Raw genomic sequence first — 18142 nt, forward strand, 5'->3', positions numbered from 1 at the left:
GCCGGTCCGAGACCCGGCCGCCTCCTTCCGAGGCTCCGCACGCGCCGCGCGCGGAGCGGGAGCGGACGGCGACCCGGCCGGGGCATATGCGTTCCGGACGGTGGTGGTCGGCGCGCAGCGGCCGCAGCGTGGCCGGACAGATGTTCATGCTGCAGGTGGTGATCGTGCTGCTGCTGGTCGTGACGGCGGCGGTGGAACAGGTCCTCCAGGTGCGGCACGACAGCAGCATGGAGGCCCGCAACCGGTCCGTGGCCGTCGCCGAGTCCTTCGCCAACGCGCCCGGCACCGCCGCGGCGCTGCGGCTGCCGGATCCGACCACCGTCCTCCAGCCGAAGGCCGAGGCGGCCCGCAAGGCGACCGGGGTGGACTTCATCGTCGTCATGAACACCGAGGGGATCCGCTACACGCACCCGAAACCGGACCGCATCGGGAAGAAGTTCGTCGGGAACATCGGGCCCGCGCTGGCCGGCCGGACCGTCACCGAGGAGGTCCACGGCACCATCGGGGAGCTGGTGCAGGCCGTGGTCCCGGTCAGGGACACCGACGGCAAGGTGGTGGGGCTGGTGTCGGCCGGCATCACCACCGCGCACGTGGGTGGCGCCGCCGACCAGCAGCTGCCGCTGCTGCTGGCCTCGGCCGCCGCCGCGCTGGCGCTGGCGACGGCGGGCACGGCGCTGGTCAGCCGACGCCTGAGGCGTCAGACGCACGGCCTCGGCCCGCACGAGATGACCCGCATGTACGAGCACCACGACGCGGTGCTGCACTCCGTGCGGGAGGGGGTGCTGATCGTGGGCGGCGACGGCCGGCTGATGCTCGCCAACGACGAGGCACAGCGCCTGCTGGACCTGCCCCCGGACGCGGAGCACCGCAAGGTGCGGGACCTCGGCCTGGACAGCGACACCGCGGAGCTGATCGCCTCGGGGCGGATGGCCACCGACGAGGTGCACCTGGTCAAGGACCGGCTGCTGGCCGTCAACCAGCGCCCCATCGAGGTGCGCGGCGGCCCGCCCGGCAGCGTCATCACCCTGCGCGACTCCACCGAGCTGCGCGCCCTGTCCGGGCGCGCCGAGGTGGCCCGCGAGCGCCTGAACATGCTGTACGACGCCGGGGTGGGCATCGGCACCAGCCTGGACGTCACCCGTACGGCCGAGGAACTGGCGGAGCTGGCCGTGCCCCGGTTCGCGGACTACGCCGCCATCGACCTGTACGACGCGGTCCTCAAGGGCGAGGAGCCCAAGCCCGGGGACGCGCTGCGCCGGGTGGCGTTCACCGGCCTCCGCAAGGACGCCCCGCTCTACCAGGTCGGCGAACGGATCCGGTTCGTGCCGTCATCGCCGCAGGCCCGCTGTCTGGACACCGGCGACTCCGTCGTCGAGCCGCGGCTGCAGGACGCGCCCGGCTGGCGGGCCCAGGACGTGGAGCTCACCGGCCGGATCCTGGAGTTCGGCATCCACTCGCTGATCACGGTGCCGCTGCGGGCCGGGAACCTGGTGCTGGGGGTGGCCAACTTCTGCCGTTCGGAGAAGCTCGCGCCGTTCGACACGGAGGAGCTGGCGCTCGCGGAGGAGCTGGTGGCCCGGGCCGCCGTCTCCATCGACAACGCCCGCCGCTACACGCGCGAGCACAGCATGGCGGTGGCCCTCCAGCGCAGTCTGCTGCCGCGCAGTCTGCCCGAGCAGAGCGCCCTGGACATCGCCTACCGCTATCTGCCGGCGCAGGCGGGGGTGGGCGGCGACTGGTTCGACGTCCTGCCGCTGTCCGGGGCCCGGGTGGCACTGGTGGTCGGGGACGTCGTGGGGCACGGGCTGCACGCGGCGGCGACCATGGGGCGGCTGCGCACGGCCGTGCACAACTTCGCGGCGCTGGATCTGACCCCCGACGAGCTGCTGAGCCTGCTGGACGAGTTGGTGAGCCGCATCGACCAGGACGAGGTCCCGGCGGACAGCACGGCCCCGGTCACGGGGGCGACCTGCCTCTACGCGATCTACGACCCGGTCTCCCGGCGCTGCACGGTGGCCCGGGCCGGTCATCCGCCGCCGGCGCTGCTCGGGCCCGACGGCAGTGTGCGGTTCCCGGACGTGCCGGCCGGACCGCCGCTGGGGGTGGGCGGACTGCCTTTCGAAACGGCGGACCTGGAGCTGCCCGAGGGCAGCAGCCTGGTCCTGTACACCGACGGGCTGGTCGAGGACCGGCAGCGGGACATCGACGAGGGGCTCGAACTGCTGGCCGGTGCGCTGGAGTCGGCGGCCGGCGGCACCCCCGAGGAGACCTGTGCGGCGGTCCTGGAGCGGTTGCCGGCCCGCCCCAGCGACGACGTGGCGCTGATCGTCGCCCGCACCCGGGCGCTCGGCGCGGACCAGGTCGCCGAGTGGCAGGTGCCGGCCGACCCGGCGGCCGTCTCCGAGGTGCGGGCCAAGGTGACCCGTCAGCTCGCGGACTGGGAACTGGACGAGCTGTCGTTCACCACCGAACTGATCCTCAGCGAGCTGGTCACCAACGCCATCCGCCACGGCCGTGCGCCCATCGGGGTACGGCTGCTCCGCGACCGGACGCTGATCTGCGAGGTCTCCGACGCCAGCACCACCTCGCCGCACCTGCGGTACGCGGCGACCACCGACGAGGGCGGCCGGGGACTGTTCCTGGTCGCGCAGATGGCCGAGCGCTGGGGCACCCGGTACACCCCCGCCGGCAAGGTCATCTGGGCGGAACAGCCGCTGCCCTGAGGCCCCGAGGGGGTGCCTCGCACAATTGTGTTGAGGACACGTCACCCCGCGGGTGATGATCCCCGGTATGTTCTCGCGCCGCAGCCGTCGCCCCAAGTCCGCCGAACTCGTCAAGGCCTGGGAGTACCTGGACTCCGGGGATCTGCCCGGGGCGGTACGCCAGTTGCGGGCCGCCGGGGAGGACGCGCCGGTCGCCGAGGTGGCCCTCGTGGTCGAGCGGGCCGCCGAGGCCGCCGGCTTCGAGGACCTCGGACAGGCCGCCGCCGCGCTCGCCGCCCGGCCCGACCATGCCAAGAACCTCTTCGACTTCGGGTACGCGTGTGTCGAACGCGGCCTGTCCTTCCTGGCGATCCCGCCGCTGCGCACGGTGCTGAGCCACAACCCGGATTCGCTGACCGTCCTGCGGGAGCTGGTGTCGGCGTTCGAGCGGGAGGAGCGCCACCAGGAGGCGATGACCGAACTGGCCCGCCACGAGGGCGACTTCGCCGACTGGCCGGACCGGTATCTGCTGGTGTACAACGCGCTCATGGCGGGCGACCTGGAGACGGCCCGCCGTCAGCACGCGCTGCTGCCCGAGCCGGAGGACGCGCGGTGGCTGCCCACGCGGGAGCGCCAGACCCGGATGCTGGAGCGGGCCGCCGCCCTCGGCGAGCCGTCGGGACTGCGTGACTGGCAGTACGTGATCGGCGGCCAGGTGCTGGGCACGCTGTCCCCGTTCGGCTTCGCCGCGGGCATGTCGGGCCGTTACGCCTGGCTCCAGGACAGCCCCGAGATGTGCCTGCGCGCTCTGCGTCGGCTGGCGCTCCTGCTGTCCACGACGCGGACGAGTCCGCGTTCGGTGTCCCTGCTGCCCGACCGCGGCTCGCGGATCCTGGGCCTGGTCGCCGCCGAGGTGCTGGACCTGCCGGCCGTGCCGTTCGAGCCGGACCGCCGGGACACCGTCGTCGTGGCGTACGACCTCAACGAGCTGGCCGGGCACCCGTCGGGTCCCGAGATCATCGGCGCCCTCTTCGAGCGCGCCCCGGGCCAGGTGTTGCACGAGCACGCGAGCTGCTGGACCGACACCCCGGCCGTCACCGCCGACAGCGTCGGTCTGCTGCACCAGTCGGTGGTGCCCCCGTGGGGCGAGCGACTGCGGGTCGGCGAGGACGGCGAGGCGGAGCGGGAGGCGGCCGACGACCGGCCCGAGGAGGAGCTGGCCGCCCAGATCGCCCGGGCCGACGCGGCTCCCGACGAGGGCGACGGCGAGGGGCCCGACGACCCGGACGAGGCGTTCACCGCGTTCGCGGGGTCCGTCCGGGACGGCTGGCTCACCGGCGACCGGGCCCGCGTCAACTCCTCGGGCCCGGTGCGCAGTTCACGGTTCGGGTGACCGTCAGCCGAGCGCCCGGTCCAGGTTGAAGGCCGCACTGATCAGCGAGAGATGAGTGAACGCCTGCGGGAAGTTGCCCTGTTGCTCTCCGGTGCGGCCGATCTCCTCGGCGTACAGGCCGAGATGGTTGGCGTAGGTGAGCATCTTCTCGAAGGCGAGCCGGGCCTCGTCCACGCGTCCGGCGCGCACCAGGGCCTCCACGTACCAGAACGAGCAGATGGAGAAGGTGCCCTCGTCGCCGCGCAGGCCGTCGGGGCTGGCCTGCGGGTCGTAGCGGTAGACGAGGGAGTCGGAGACCAGGTCCTCGCCCAGGGCGTCCAGGGTGGAGAGCCACTTGGGGTCGGTCGGGGCGATGAACTTGGCCAGCGGCATCATGAGGAGTGAGGCGTCCAGGACGTCACCGCCCTCGTACTGGACGAAGGCGCGGCGCCGCTCGGACCAGCCGCGGTCCATGATCCGCCGGTAGATGGCGTCCCGGGCGCCCAGCCAGTGGGCCAGGTCGGCGGGCAGGCCGCGTCGGCGGGCCAGCCGGATCGCCCGCTCGATGGCGACCCAGCACATCAGGCGCGAGTAGAGGAAGTTCTTGCGGCCGCCGCGGGTCTCCCAGACGCCCTCGTCGGGCTGGTCCCAGTGGTCGCAGACCCAGGCGACGAGCCGGGTGACGTCGTCCCACTGGCCGCTGGAGATGGGCTGGGCCCATTTGTCGTAGAGGTAGATCGAGTCGATGAGGGCGCCGTAGATGTCCAGCTGGAGCTGGTCGGCCGCGGCGTTGCCGACCCGCACCGGGGCGGATCCGCAGTGGCCCTCCAGATGCGGGAGCTCGCGCTCGGGCAGGTCGGTGCGGCCGTCGATGCCGTACATGATCTGCAGCGGCCCCGAGGCGGCGCCGTCGCCGGGGGTGATGCAGGTGGTCAGGAAGTTCATGAAGGCCTCGGCCTCGCCGGTGAAGCCGAGCCGCAGCAGGGCGTAGACGGCGAAGGCGGCGTCGCGGACCCAGACGTACCGGTAGTCCCAGTTGCGTTCGCCGCCGAACTGCTCGGGGAGGCTGGTGGTGGGCGCGGCCACGATGGCGCCGGTGGGCGCGTAGGTGAGCAGCTTCAGGGTGAGTGCGGAGCGGTGCACCATCTCGCGCCAGCGGCCCCGGTAGCGGGACCGGGACAGCCAGCGCCGCCAGTAGCGGACGGTGGCCTCGAACTGTCGTTCGGCCTCGATATGGGCGCAGCCGCGTGGCGCGATGTGCTCGCCGGCCTGGTCGAGGGCGAAGACCGCGGACTCGCCCTCGCCGAGTTTGAAGTCGGCGTGGGCGTCCTGTCCGTCGCTCTCCATGACCACCGTGGCGGTGAGCGCCAGGGACATCGTCTCGGACTCGAACAGGGCGGTGCCGTCGAGCAGGCGCAGAGTGTGCGGGTCGGCGCCGTAGTTGAAACGGGGGGCGACCCGGACCCGGAAGGGTACGGTGCCGCGCACGCAGATCACCCGGCGGATGAGCCGGTGCCGCTCGCTGTCCCCGGAGTCGCCGGTGACGGGCATGAAGTCCTGGACCTCGCCGACGCCGTCGTCGGTGAAGAACCGGGTGATCAGCACGTTGGTGTCGGGGAAGTAGAACTGCTTGGTGCGGGCCGGTACGGCCGGGGCCAGCGTGAAGTGGCCGCCGCGCTCGGCGTCCAGCACGGCCGCGAAGACGCTGGGGGCGTCGAAGGACGGGCAGCAGTACCAGTCGATGGTGCCGTCGCTGCCGACCAGGGCCACGGTGCGCAGATCGCCGATCAGCCCGTGCTCGGCGATCGTCAGGTAGCGGGGGCTACCAGGCGCGTTTTGAACGAACCGCTGGTCGATCATCGCGGCAGCCTCCCCGGAACGGATGTATGGGCACATTACATCCAAAAAGGGATAATTTCCCTCCGGCATCGGGTACCCGGTGCCGGAAGGGCCACGGTCCGCTCCGGATGCGGGGTGCGGCCGGGCGGGCAATCGTGAGAGTGTGCACCCGCTCCGCGAAGGAGAGACCATGTCGACCTCAGAACCCGAAGCGTCCCGGTCGTCCGACGACCGCGCCACGTCGTCCGACGACCGCGCCACCCCGGACTCCCTGCTGCACAGCGCCCCCGGCACCGGGGTGGCGCCCGAAGACCTGGTGATGGCCTCGGGCCGGGACGTCACCCCGGCCACGCTGGAATGGGCCAGGAAGAAGATGGAGCGCGAGGGGCCGAACTGCGTCGAGAGGCTCCTGCCCTGACGTTGGACAGGCGCCGCCTCCTCGGCCTCCTCGGATCGGCGGGCGTGGTGTCGTCCGGGCCCGCCGTACACACACCGCGACCCGCACCCGCCGTCGTCGTCGTCACGTCCACGGACGGCGACGGCGACGGCGACGGCGACGGCGACGGCGACGGCGACGGCGACGGCGACGGCGAGGACAACGCGCGGTACATGGGCGAGGACCACGCGCGGTTCATGCGGGCGGCGGTCGAGGAGGCGCGCCGGAACCCGCGCTACCCCTTCGGCGCGGTGCTCGTGGGCTCGGGCCGGGTCCTGGGACGCGCGGTGAACACCTCGGCCGAGAACCCGACGTACCACGGGGAGATGCTCGCCATGGCCGACTACGTACACCGGGTCGGCAACCACGGATGGGCCGCGACCACCCTGTACTCGACCGGGGAACCGTGTGCCATGTGCATGAGCGCCTGCGCCTGGGCGGGTGTGGGCCAGGTCGTCTGGGGCACCTCGATCGACGGGCTCGGCCGCACCGGGCTGGACCAGATCGCCCTCCCGGCACGGGCGGTGGCCGACGCGGCCAGGTCCTTCTACACCCCCCGGCTGCTGGGCGGCGTCCTCGCCGGGACGACCGACGCGCTGTTCCGGCGGGCCCAGATCCTGCGCGGCGACCGGCCGGTCGGGGCGCGGTGAGCCGGCCGTGCGCCGCGGGAAGCGCAACGACCCAGGTCCGTACCGGATTTCACGCGAAGGTTGACCGTTCTCTCTTTCGAAGCGGGGCCGCCTGCTGACAGACTCCGCAAGGTGCCAGACTTCGACATGCTCGTCATCGGATCCGGACCCGGCGGCCAGAAGGCCGCCATCGCCGCGGCCAAGCTGGGCCGCCGGGTCGCCGTGGTCGACAGCCCCGAGATGGTCGGCGGTGTGTCCATCCACACCGGCACCATCCCCTCCAAGACCCTGCGCGAGGCGGTCCTCTATCTGACCGGTCTCACCCAGCGCGATCTCTACGGCCAGAGCTACCGGCTGAAGGAGGACATCACCGTCGCCGACCTGACCGCGCGCACCCAGCACGTGGTCAGCCGCGAGGTGGACGTCATCCGGAACCAGCTCTCCCGCAACCACGTCACCCTCTGCTCCGGCACCGGCCGGTTCGTCGACCCGCACACCGTCGCCCTGCGCGAACCGAACGGCAACGAAAGACTGTTGACGGCGGAGCACATCGTCATCGCCACCGGCACCCGGCCGGCCCGCCCGGACAGCGTCGAGTTCGACGGCCGCACCATCATGGACTCGGACAACGTGCTGTCGCTGGAGCGGGTGCCGCGCTCCATGGTCATCGTGGGTGCCGGTGTGATCGGCATGGAGTACGCCTCGATGTTCGCCGCGCTCGGCAGCAAGGTCACCGTGGTCGAGAAGCGCGCGGCCATGCTCGACATGTGCGACGTCGAGGTCGTCGAGTCGCTCAAGTACCACCTCAGGGACCTGGCCGTCACCTTCCGGTTCGGCGAGACCGTCGCCGCCGTCGAGCGGCACCCCCGGGGCACCCTGACCGTGTTGGAGAGCGGCAAGAAGATACCGGCGGACACGGTGATGTACTCGGCGGGCCGGCAGGGCCTGACCGACGAACTCGACCTGGACAAGGCGGGCCTGTCCGCGGACCGGCGGGGCCGGATCAAGGTGGACGAGCACTTCCGCACCGAGGTGCCGCACATCTACGCCGTCGGCGATGTCATCGGCTTCCCGGCGCTCGCCGCGACCTCGATGGAACAGGGCCGGGTCGCCGCCTACCACGCCTTCGGGGAACCGGTCGGGCAGATGGACAACCTGCAGCCGATCGGGATCTACACCATCCCGGAGATCAGCTTCGTCGGCCGGACCGAGGACCAACTCACCGAGGAGTGCGTGCCGTTCGAGGTCGGCGTGGCCCGCTACCGGGAGCTGGCCCGGGGGCAGATCATCGGAGACTCGCACGGAATGCTCAAGCTCCTGGTCTCCCCCGACGACCGGCGGCTGCTCGGCGTGCACTGCTTCGGTACCGGAGCGACAGAACTGATCCATATCGGTCAGTCGGTGATGGGCTGCGGCGGCACGGTCGACTATCTGGTGGATGCCGTGTTCAACTACCCGACGCTCGCGGAGTCGTACAAGGTCGCGGCCCTGGACGCCACCAACAAGCTGCGACAGCTCGACCGGCTGGAGGACTGAGGGGCTCAGGGAACCACTGCTTCCGGTGTGGGGGTTGGCCACCCCAAGTGGCATATGTGATTACCGGTCGGTCAGCTTGAAAGGTCAAAGGGTGCCGCTATAGTCACACCCACACACGCGGTGTGACTGTTCGCCGACTCTCGGCATGCGGCCTTCACCACCCCTTTGTCTCTTCCGACCGGCCCCCTGCCCGAGGCCAACCCTCACCGGCTGCGAGGCGGGTCGTGCACCCCCGTACCACCGCGGGCCTGCACTCCCGTGCGCCCTGCACGACCGGAAAGCAGCACAACCATGAGCAACAACAGGGGCAGAGGGCTGCAGGCCAACGCCCTCGGCACGTTCGACACCGTGGTGATGGCCGTGGCGGGCAGCGCACCGGCGTACTCGCTGGCCGCGACCACCGCGGTCCTGGTGGGGGCGGTGGGGCTGGCCAGTCCGGCCGCGCTGCTGTGGTGCGCGATACCCATGCTGGGCATCGCGCTGGCCTTCAGCTACCTGGGCCGGATCGATGTCAACGCGGGCGCGAGCTACTCCTGGGTGGGCCGCACCCTGCACCCCTTCCTCGGCTTCGTCAGCGGCTGGGCACTGGTGGTGTCGGCCACCATCTTCATGGTGGCCGGCTCACTGCCCGCCGGCTCGATGACGCTGTCCCTGTTCGACTCGGGCCTCGCCGACAACGTGGCGCTGTCGACGGTGGTCGGGGCCGCCTGGTTCCTGGTCATGCTGGCGGTGGTGCTCGGGGGTGCCCGGCTCACGGTCCGTGCCCAGCTGCTGATGTCCGGCATCGAGCTGGCGATCCTGCTGCTGTTCGCGGTGCTCGCCCTCTTCCACACCGGCAACGCCCGCGCCTTCCACTGGTCGTGGCTCGGCTTCAGCCACTTCGACGGCGTCTCCGGCTTCGCCTCGGGCGCGCTGATCGCCGCGTTCTACTACTGGGGCTGGGACGTCACCAGCAACCTCAGCGAGGAGACCCGCAACTCCCGCCGTACGACCGGACTCGCGGGCCTGATCGGGGTGGGTGTCGTCTTCGCCCTTTTCGAGGTGTTCACCATCGCCGTGAACATCATCCTCTCCTCGGACCAGATCGCGGCGAACGACGCCAACGTGCTGGCCGTGCTCGGCGACGAGGTCGCGCCGGGCTGGGGCGGCAAGCTGCTGATCGTCGCCGTGATGCTGTCCACCATCGCCACCCTGGAGACGACTCTCATCCAGGTCACCCGCTCGCTGTTCGCGATGGGCCGCGACCGCACGATGCCGGCCGCGCTGGGCAAGGTGCACCGCACCTGGAACACCCCGTACGTGGCGATCGCCGTGGTCGGCGCGGTGGCTCTGGTGATGTTCATCGCCTCCAACGCGCTGGGCTCGGTGGGCGAGATCCTCTCCGACGCCATCTCGGCGATCGGCCTCCAGATCGCCGTCTACTACGGTCTCGCCGGCCTCGCGGTGGTGGTCGCCTACCGCAAGATGCTCTTCAAGTCCGCGGGCAACTTCCTGCTCGGCGGGCTGTGGCCGCTGCTCGGCGCGGTGTTCATGTTCTGGATCTTCGTCGAGTCGCTGAGCGAGCTGAGCAGCGCGGCGATCACGATCGGCGTCGGCGGTCTGGCCGTCGGCCTGATCCCGATGCTCTGGTACTGGAAACAGGGCAGCGACTACTACCGGCCTGCCAAGCTGGACGCCACCCACACCGTCGAGACCGACTACGTGCCCGACGACCACGCCACCGCACAGGCCCAGGCTTACGAAGGCCTCCCCACGGATTTCTGAGGTACGAGCCCGATGGCGAGAGACCGCTTCGTCCCCGACTTCGACCCGGACTGCGGGGACACCGCCCTCACCTCGGCCCGGCAGGACATCGTCATCGGCCGCTGGCAGGGACTGCGGGACCTGCTGCGGGCCACCGGCCCGGACTGGCTGGTCCGGGGACACCGGGTGCGCCTCCTTGCGCAGGCCTGCGCGGGCAGTTCGACGGCGGAGTCCTGGCTGGCCGCGGAACCGCACGGCGCCGACGCGTTGGCGCTGCGGGCGGCGACCGAGACGGCCCGGGCGTTCACCCTGGCCATCTCGGCGGGCCGGGGTGCCCCGATCGACCGGTCCAGGATCGACGCCGCCGTGCTGGCCTGTCTGGCGGCCACGGAGGCGTACCCGCAGGACCCTACCCCCTGGGTCTCCCTGATCTCGGTGGCACGGCTGTATCCGACCGGGGTGCGCCGGCAGGAACTCGCCCGCTGGTGGGACGAGTTGCACCGGCGCGACCCGTACAACGTGGAGGGCCATCTCCAGGTGCTCCACTACTACTCCGCACGCTGGCACGGCACGCACGGCCTGATGTACGACTTCGCCCGGGACGCGGCCGGGGTCGCCCCGCCGGGCTGCGCGCTGCCGGTCCTCGTGCAGTACGCCCGCGTCGAGGAGTTCCGCTACGCCCTGGACGAGGCGAGCGGGCAGCAGACCTCGGTGGGGCACGGTCAGCACTGGAAGCACGACGGCGCGGTCAGCGACGTACGGCGCACCTGGGAGCGCTGGATCGCCCAGCGCGGTGAGGAGCCCGTCGCCCCCGGCGAACTGCGTGACCTCAACTACCTCACGCACGCGGCCTGCCAGGCGGGGGTCACGGACATCGCCTCGGCCCTGCTGCGGATCCAGGGGCCGCGGGTGACCCGCACCCCGTGGTCGTACACCGGTGACGCGGAGAAGCAGATCGCCAAGTGGCGGGCGGACCTGAAGATCCGCGGCTGACGGCGGCGGGCTACGCCTCGGTCTGCTCGGCGGGCCGGGCGAGGCCCGTCGTCCACTTCTCCTCGATGCGGCCCGCCTTCCAGATCAGCAGGGCGATCGCCCAGGTGGCGAAGAACAGGCCGACGATGACGAAGCCCACGGTGTTGAGGTCGAGGCCGGAGACCCAGTCCCAGAAGGCGCCGTGCAGGTCCAGCTTGTCGGCGAGGAGGCCGAGGAGTTCCACCGTGCCGATGATGAGGGCGACGGCGACGGACAGGCCGGTGATGGTGAGGTTGTAGTAGACCTTGCGGACGGGCTTGGAGAACGCCCACTCGTAGGCGAAGTTCATGAACGAGCCGTCGATGGTGTCGAGCAGCGACATCCCGGCCGCGAAGAGCACCGGCAGGGTCAGGATGGCGTACCAGGGCAGTCCGGAGGCGGCGCCGGAGCCGGCCAGGACCAGCAGGGCGATCTCCGTGGCGGTGTCGAAGCCGAGGCCGAACAGCAGGCCCAGCGGGTACATCTGCCAGGGCTTGCGGATGGAGCCGGTGACCCGGCCGAGGAAGCGGTTCATGAAGCCGCGGTTGTTGAGCTGCGTCTCCAGGGCGGCCTCGTCGTAGGCGCCGGAGCGCATCTGCCGGAAGACCTTCCAGATGCCCGCCAGGATGACGAGGTTGATGCCGGCGATGAGGTAGAGGAAGGTCCCGGAGACCGTCGTACCGATGAGGCCGGTGACCTCGTGGAGGTGCGAGTTGTCGTCCTGGACCGGGCCGGCCAGGGTCTTCATGCCGAGCGAGAGCAGCAGGGCGAGGCCGAAGACGATGCTGGAGTGACCGAGGGAGAACCAGAAGCCGACGGACAGCGGGCGTTGTCCCTCGCCCATCAGCTTGCGGGTGGTGTTGTCGATCGCGGCGATGTGGTCGGCGTCGAAGGCGTGTCGCATGCCCAGGGTGTAGGCGGTGACGCCGATGCCGATCCCGAAGGACTCGGTGCCGACGCTGAAGTGCTGCGGCGCGATGATCCCGACCAGGGTGCCCCAGCCGATGACGTGCAGGGCCAGCACGAAGGCGGCCATCCCGCCGACCCTGATCCACTCCTGCCGTGTCATGGAGCCCCGGACACGGTGCCAGGCCGAGCGCTTGGACTCGGCCTGGGCGGGGAGGGACGGAGCGGAACCAGGGGCGGCCGTCATCGGGAGGTGCATCCTTCGGTCGAGCAAGTTGAGCAGCTGCGGTAAGCAGCCTGGTGTCATCCTCCCGTACTTGCAAATCGTTCGCACTAAAGGCAGTGGCAGGCCTTTCCCATGGGAAGGTAAAGGGAAGGTAAGGCGCTCAGCCGGCCAGCAGCCCGCTGCCCAGCCAGTCCTTGCCGTTCTTCACCCCGGGGAGGGCGAAGAAGTAGCCGCCGCCGGTCGGGGAGATGTAGTCGACGAGGGGCTCGTCGATCAGCCGGGTCTGGGTCGCCTCGAACTGGCGCCGGACGTCCTGCTGGTAACAGCAGAAGACCAGGCCCATGTCGAGGTTGCCGACGCCGTCGACACCCCGGTCGTAGTTGTAGCCGCGGCGCAGGATGCGGGAGCTGTCGGTCCCGGCGGTGCGCGGGTTGGCGAGCCGGATATGGGCGTCCAGCGGGATCGCGTTGCCCTGCGGGTCCTTGGCGTAGTGCGGGATGTCGGTCTCCTTGGCGCCGTCCAGCGGGGCCCCGGTGTCCTTGCGGCGGCCGAACATCAGCTCCTGCTCGCTGAGCGAGACCCGGTCCCAGAACTCGACCAGCATCCGGATGATCCGGATCACCTGGTAGCTGCCGCCGGCCGTCCAGGCGGGCTCGCCCTGGCCGTCGCCGACCCAGATCAGCCTGCCGGTCTCGCGGGCCGAGTTCACGTCCGGGTTGGCGATGCCGTCCTTGAAGCCGAGCAGGTTGCGCTGGGCGCCGGTGGGGCGCGGGGCGTTCTGGAAGCCGTCCACGCGCCACTTGATCTGCATGGCGCCGCGGGTGTGCTTGGCGATGTCGCGGAGCGCGTGCAGCACGGTGTCCTGGCTGTCGGCACAGATCTGCAGTGACAGATCACCGTGGCACTCGGCGGGCTTCAGGTTGTCGTTCGGGAAGGTCCGCATCGGGGTCAGCCGGGCCGGCCTGGCCTTCGCCAGGCCGTAGCGGTCGTCGAAGAGGGAGGCGCCGACACCGACGGTGACGGTCAGCGCGTCGGAGGGCACCTCGGGGCCGAGGATGCCGTTGTCGGCGGGCGGCGCGCCGACGCCGAGGTCGGCCGGGGTGCCGCCGGAGGTGAGGAAGCGGGCCCGCTCGGTGATCGTCCTCAGCAGGTCGGCGAGGTCCTGCCGGGTGTCGGCGATGACGTCGAGGGAGACGAAAGTGGCGGCGGCCGGGGCGGGGGTGAGGATGCCTGCCTGGTGGGTGCCGTGGAAGGGGACCCTGGCGGTGCCGCTCGCGTCGGCGGCCCGGGCCTCGGTGGTGGAACCGGCCTGGCTCAGCGCGAGTCCTCCGCCGGCCAGGACCGCGCCCGCGGCGCCGGCGCCCAGTGCCGTCCGCACGAACGAACGGCGGCCCGCGCCCATCGGGCAGGACGGGGTCTCGGCAGCGGACATCGGAGGGTTCCCTTCGTCGTACGGGTGCTGGTGCGGTGCGGGGTTCATCAGGCGGACTTCCTGATCTCCAGGAGGTCCGGCACCGGGGAGAGGTCCTCCAGGAGCTGGCCGGTGGCTCCGCTGATCCGCTGCCGGGTGACGGTGTCGAGCTTCTCGACCGGGGTCCAGCTCGCCCCCTGGTGCTCGGCGTCCAGGAGCTTGCGCAGACGGTCGAGGTCGGCGTCGACGGTCGGCAGCAGCTCGGGCGCACGGGTGGTCAGCAGCGGCCTGAGCACGGTGAGCAGCTCGCGGGTGCCGGCCAGGTTGGCGTCGGCGGTGGCGAGGTTGGTGCCGCTGCCCTCGTCGGTGTCGGCGGTCAGCTCGAACTGGAGGGTGTTCTCCAGGATCTCGTGGGCGCGCAGCGGCAGGTCGCCCGGATCGAAGTCCTGGGCGGGGAACGCCTTCTGGAGTCCGGCCGCCGCGTCGGCGAGTGCCTGGGCGGGGGCCTTCAGCCGATCAGCCGACTGCTCGTGCCACAGCCCGTACTCGACCCGGTGGAACCCGGCGAAGTCCTTGTCGGCCACCCCGCCGGCGAGCCCGTCGGCGCGGCCGTTGATCTTCTGGTCGTAGTCCTCGAAGGTCCCGTAGGCGGCACCGAGCGAGGCGTAGGTGAGATGGGCGGTCAGCCAGTCGGTGCGGGCCTTGTCGAGGTGGTCGCCCGCGATGTCGGCGTCGAGCGTGCGGGTCTGGGTGACGAGGGTGGCCAGGCCCTGCCCGACGTACGCCTTGTAGGCCTTCAGGGGCGCCGCGAGGTCCTGTTCGGAGACCGGTACGACGGCCCGGGCGCCGCTGCCGCCGCCGGAGACCGTGACCGACGCGGAGGTGACGGCCCTGCCGCTGGAGGGGACACAGCGCCAGGCGTAGGTGCCGCCGGCGACGGTGGCGACCAGGGCGCGGGTGGTGCCGGGGGCGAGACCCTCGACCTCGCCGTAGACGGCGTTGCTGCTCGGATCGATCAGATACACCTCGGCGGTCCTGCTGCCGGTGTTCCGCATCTGGAAGGTCTGCCGGCCGGGCCTGGGCGCGGTGAAGCCCTTGCCGCACTCGGTCCCGGAGACGGCGACGGTCTCGCCGCCGGTGGACTTGGGCCGGGCGAAGGCGACGACGAGTCCGGCGACGACGGCCGGGACGGCGACCACGGCGACCGGGACCACCCAGCCCGGCCGCCGACGCGGCACCCCGACCGGCCGCGGGCGGGGGCCGTCGGCCACGGGCGCCGGCCGCGGTTCCGGCCTGTCGACGGCGGACGTCGACTCCGGGTCCGACTCCTGCTTGTCCGCGGCGGGCGCCGACTCCGGCTCCGACTCCTGCCCATCCGCGGCGGACGTCGGCTGCGATGCCAGTTCCTGCTTGTCCGTGGCGGGCCGCGCCTCGGGCTCGGCGCTGGTCGGGCGCGGTGCCGTGGCCCGCACTCCGCGCACGAACAGCGTCATGACGACGGCGAGGTATCCGGCGTACCCGATCACCTGGAGCCAGGTCATGGCCGGAGTGATGTTGAGGACGCCCTGGAGGAGGGTGCTGTACCAGGAGCCGGCGTCGATGGAGCCGCTCAGGTCGAAGGCGTACGCCGTTGGGCCCGGAAGGACCCCGCCCTCCTGGAGGTCCCGCAGCCCGTAGCCGAGGACGCCGGCCGCGATCACGATCAGCACCGCCCCGGTGCGGGTGAAGAACCTCGTCAGGTTGATCTTCAGGACCCGGCGGTACAGCCCCCAGCACAGGGCCGCCGCCAGGACCAGGCCGATCCCGGCGCCGGTCAGCGGGCCCGCGGACTCGCCGGCCGCCTGGGCGGTGGTCCACAGGAACAGCGCGGTCTCCAGGCCCTCACGGCCGACGGCGAGGAACGAGGTGACGACCAGTACGCCCGAGCCCATGGCCAGGGCGCCGGTCACCTTCTCCCTGATCTCGCCGGAGAGGCTGCGGGCCGAGCGGCGCATCCAGAAGACCATGGCGGTGACGAAGGCGACCGCGATCACACTGAGGCTCCCGCCGAAGGCCTCCTGCGCGGTCGCGGAGAGCGAGGCGGCGGTGAAGGTGAGGACCGCGCCGAAGCTCAGCGCCAGCGCGATCGCGGCCAGGACACCCGTCCAGACCTGTGGCAGCCGGTTCCTGGCGCCGGCCCGCACCAGGGTGGCCACGAGGATCGAGACGATCAGGCCGGCCTCCAGACCCTCCCTCAGCCCGATCAGGAAACTCGGAAACGCGTCGTCCCACATCCGTCGCAGCCCTCCCGGCAGACCCGTCCCCGCCGTGCGGCTCGACTTAGTGAAGGCATGCCTTACTTCCGCCGACCATGATGACTACAACCATGTAGTCAGTCGGTCATGAACCGGCAATGGTGCGGCAAAGGTCACGACCGGACCCGGACTCGCACACCGGGGAACACCGGCAGGGCACCGATCGTCTACATTCCAGTAGACAGTCAGCGCGCAGGAGAGGGCCGCCACCGGGGTCATGAACCGCAAGAGGACCGCGGAGCTCGCGGGAAGTGTCGGCCTCGGCGCCTGGGCGGGGTTCGCCGTGCTGGCCCTGGTCGTGGCCGGCCGCCACGGCACACCGCTCGCCCTGGACCGCACCCTGCTGGCGTGGTCCCTCGCTCATCGCCCGGACCTGGCGGTGGCCGTGGCCCGAGGGCTCACCGCGACCGGCACCGGGGTCGTGCCGTACGCCCTGGTCGTGGTGGCCGGACTGCTCGTGGGCCGCACCCCGCGGCAGCGCATCGTCGCCGTGCTCCTCTGCGTGACCTGCCTCGCCCTGGGCCAGGCGGCCCGGTACGGCGTGCTGGAGCTGATCGCCCGGGCCCGGCCGCCGCAGGCCTACTGGCGGACCCACGCCTCCGGCTGGTCGTTCCCGTCCGGCCACAGCACGACGTCCGCACTGACCGCCGGTCTGGTCGTCCTGGCCCTGGGGATCCGGCACCCACGCGGCCGTACGCCGTGGTGCGTGGCAGTCGGCTGCTGGGGACTCGCCGTCGGGGCCACCCGGGTGTTCCTCGGCGTGCACTGGTGCACGGACGTGATCGGCGGCTGGCTCTTCGCGGTCGGCTGGCTCGGGGCCTGCTGGTGCGTGGCCGCCCATTGGGTGCCGGATCCGGGGGCCCCGGACGACGTACCGGAGAGTCCGGTGACGGAGACCGGCCCGGAGCACGGCGGTTGAAGCCGGGGCCGGCGCCGCCGGACTCCCCCGGGTGCGGCCCGCCCGGTCACAGTGCCCGGCGCCGGACCAGCAACCCGAGGACCAGCAGACCCGGCAGCAGCGGCAGCCACATGGTCAGCAGCCGGTAGCCGAGCACGGCGGAGGCGGCCGCGGCGGCCGGGGTCCCGGAGGCGGTCAGGGCGAGGGCGAGGGCCGCGTCGAGCGAGCCGAGCCCGCCGGGCGTGGGCAGCAGCGCGGCGGCGCCGCTGGCGGCGAGGTACAGCAGCGCCACCCGGGCCGGGGACAGCGAGAGTTCGACCGCCCGGGTCACGGCGATCAGGACCAGGGCGTGCAGCCCGGCGAAGGCGAGGGAGCCGCCCCACAGCGCGGCGGCGCGGACGGGGCGGGCGTGCAGGGCCCGGATGTCGCCGGCCACGGCGGTCACCGCACCCCGGCAACGGGCCCACACCCGGGCCCGGATCAGGACGACGAGCAGGACGGCCGCGGCGGTCGCGGCGAGGATCGCGGCCACGGACACGTGCGGGATCCGCAGCAGTCCCGGGCAGGCGGGGGCCAGGACGGCGATCAGGACCAGCCGGACCACGGCACCGGCGGCGGCCTTGACCGCCAGGGCCGACGCGCTGCGGCCGGCCGGGAGGCCGCAGCGCATCAGGAAGCGCAGGTTCACCGCGCCCGCGCCGAGCCCGGCGGGCAGCAGGTGGTTGGCGGCCGAGGCGGCGAACTGCGCGGCGACCAGGCGCCCGCCGGGCAGCCGGTGGACGACCGCGCCCTGCTGGGCGAGGGCCGAGGACGCCCAGGTCCCGACCGCCGCCAGGGCCGCCACGAGCAGCCAGCGCTGGTCCGCGACGACGAGCCGGAGCGCCCCGTGCTCCACGGTCGGCCAGTGCCGGCGGAGCAGCCAGCCCGCACCGGCCAGCAGGGCGAGGCAGAGGCCGGTCTGCCAGTAGACGCCTCGGCGCCCCATGACGGGCGTGACGTTCACGTTCGGGACCATGGAGGGACCCACCCCTGTTCCCCTAGAGCTCGCAGGACCGTTCTTGGGCTTCAGGGACAAACAGTGACAAACTAACGGGAATTACTGGTGGAGGCAGCGCAGGTACGTCCATACGAACGTCGGC

At 71.9% G+C, this 18142-nt stretch carries 13 protein-coding genes; 8 read left to right on the top strand and 5 right to left on the bottom strand.

The features are described from left to right. Nucleotides 1-86 precede the first annotated feature (86 nt). Both ABZ642_RS07495 and ABZ642_RS07500 read left to right on the top strand, forming a co-directional pair. A complete protein-coding gene (locus ABZ642_RS07495; RefSeq protein ID WP_360478926.1) occupies nucleotides 87-2723 on the top strand; it encodes a SpoIIE family protein phosphatase in 2637 nt (878 codons plus the stop codon). 67 nt (nucleotides 2724-2790) lie between these two features. Further along, nucleotides 2791-4095, top strand: coding sequence for a hypothetical protein (locus ABZ642_RS07500; protein WP_360478618.1), 1305 nt, complete (start codon nucleotides 2791-2793; stop codon nucleotides 4093-4095). Nucleotides 4096-4098: 3 nt separating this feature from the next. Here the strand turns inward: ABZ642_RS07500 and ABZ642_RS07505 are convergent, their stop codons facing one another. Then, nucleotides 4099-5934: a glycoside hydrolase family 15 protein gene (locus ABZ642_RS07505; protein WP_360478621.1), complete on the bottom strand. Its 1836-nt coding sequence runs from the start codon at nucleotides 5932-5934 to the stop codon at nucleotides 4099-4101. A 169-nt stretch (nucleotides 5935-6103) separates the two neighbouring features. On the opposite strand from ABZ642_RS07505, the gene ABZ642_RS07510 reads away from it, so the two are divergent. The 5 genes from ABZ642_RS07510 to ABZ642_RS07530 all read left to right on the top strand — a co-directional run bounded on the left by ABZ642_RS07510 (nucleotide 6104) and on the right by ABZ642_RS07530 (nucleotide 11250). Continuing rightward, nucleotides 6104-6331 (top strand): hypothetical protein, encoded by a 228-nt coding sequence (locus ABZ642_RS07510; RefSeq protein ID WP_360478624.1) that lies wholly within the window; start codon nucleotides 6104-6106, stop codon nucleotides 6329-6331. Nucleotides 6332-6333: 2 nt separating this feature from the next. Next, nucleotides 6334-6999 (top strand): nucleoside deaminase, encoded by a 666-nt coding sequence (locus tag ABZ642_RS07515; protein WP_360478627.1) that lies wholly within the window; start codon nucleotides 6334-6336, stop codon nucleotides 6997-6999. A 111-nt stretch (nucleotides 7000-7110) separates the two neighbouring features. After that, nucleotides 7111-8514, top strand: coding sequence for a Si-specific NAD(P)(+) transhydrogenase (sthA, locus tag ABZ642_RS07520; RefSeq protein WP_360478630.1), 1404 nt, complete (start codon nucleotides 7111-7113; stop codon nucleotides 8512-8514). A 291-nt stretch (nucleotides 8515-8805) separates the two neighbouring features. Further along, entirely contained in the window at nucleotides 8806-10278 is a 1473-nt protein-coding gene (locus ABZ642_RS07525; protein ID WP_360478633.1) for an APC family permease, read from the top strand. 12 nt (nucleotides 10279-10290) lie between these two features. Further along, nucleotides 10291-11250 carry a hypothetical protein gene (locus ABZ642_RS07530; protein WP_360478636.1) on the top strand — a complete coding sequence of 320 codons (960 nt, stop codon included), beginning with the start codon at nucleotides 10291-10293 and terminating at the stop codon, nucleotides 11248-11250. 10 nt (nucleotides 11251-11260) lie between these two features. Here the strand turns inward: ABZ642_RS07530 and ABZ642_RS07535 are convergent, their stop codons facing one another. From ABZ642_RS07535 to efeU, 3 genes are all read right to left on the bottom strand, one after another. After that, nucleotides 11261-12421: a HoxN/HupN/NixA family nickel/cobalt transporter gene (locus ABZ642_RS07535; RefSeq protein ID WP_360478639.1), complete on the bottom strand. Its 1161-nt coding sequence runs from the start codon at nucleotides 12419-12421 to the stop codon at nucleotides 11261-11263. Between the two features lie 139 nt (nucleotides 12422-12560). Beyond that, nucleotides 12561-13832 (bottom strand): iron uptake transporter deferrochelatase/peroxidase subunit, encoded by a 1272-nt coding sequence (gene efeB, locus ABZ642_RS07540; protein WP_360478642.1) that lies wholly within the window; start codon nucleotides 13830-13832, stop codon nucleotides 12561-12563. 47 nt (nucleotides 13833-13879) lie between these two features. Next, on the bottom strand, nucleotides 13880-16084 hold the full coding sequence (gene efeU / locus ABZ642_RS07545; RefSeq protein WP_360478645.1) for an iron uptake transporter permease EfeU: 2205 nt from the start codon (nucleotides 16082-16084) through the stop codon (nucleotides 13880-13882). Nucleotides 16085-16322: 238 nt separating this feature from the next. Between efeU and ABZ642_RS07550 the strand changes: the two genes are divergently transcribed. Further along, the gene (locus ABZ642_RS07550) at nucleotides 16323-17024 is read left to right on the top strand and encodes a phosphatase PAP2 family protein (RefSeq protein ID WP_360478648.1); all 702 of its coding nucleotides are present in this window, start codon (nucleotides 16323-16325) and stop codon (nucleotides 17022-17024) included. 46 nt (nucleotides 17025-17070) lie between these two features. On the opposite strand, the gene ABZ642_RS07555 is transcribed toward ABZ642_RS07550, so the two are convergent. Beyond that, a complete protein-coding gene (locus ABZ642_RS07555) occupies nucleotides 17071-17988 on the bottom strand; it encodes a lysylphosphatidylglycerol synthase domain-containing protein (RefSeq protein WP_360478929.1) in 918 nt (305 codons plus the stop codon). Between the last annotated feature and the right edge of the window lie 154 nt (nucleotides 17989-18142).

Source organism: Streptomyces sp. NPDC007157, from assembly GCF_040634235.1.
GTDB lineage: Bacteria > Actinomycetota > Actinomycetes > Streptomycetales > Streptomycetaceae > Streptomyces.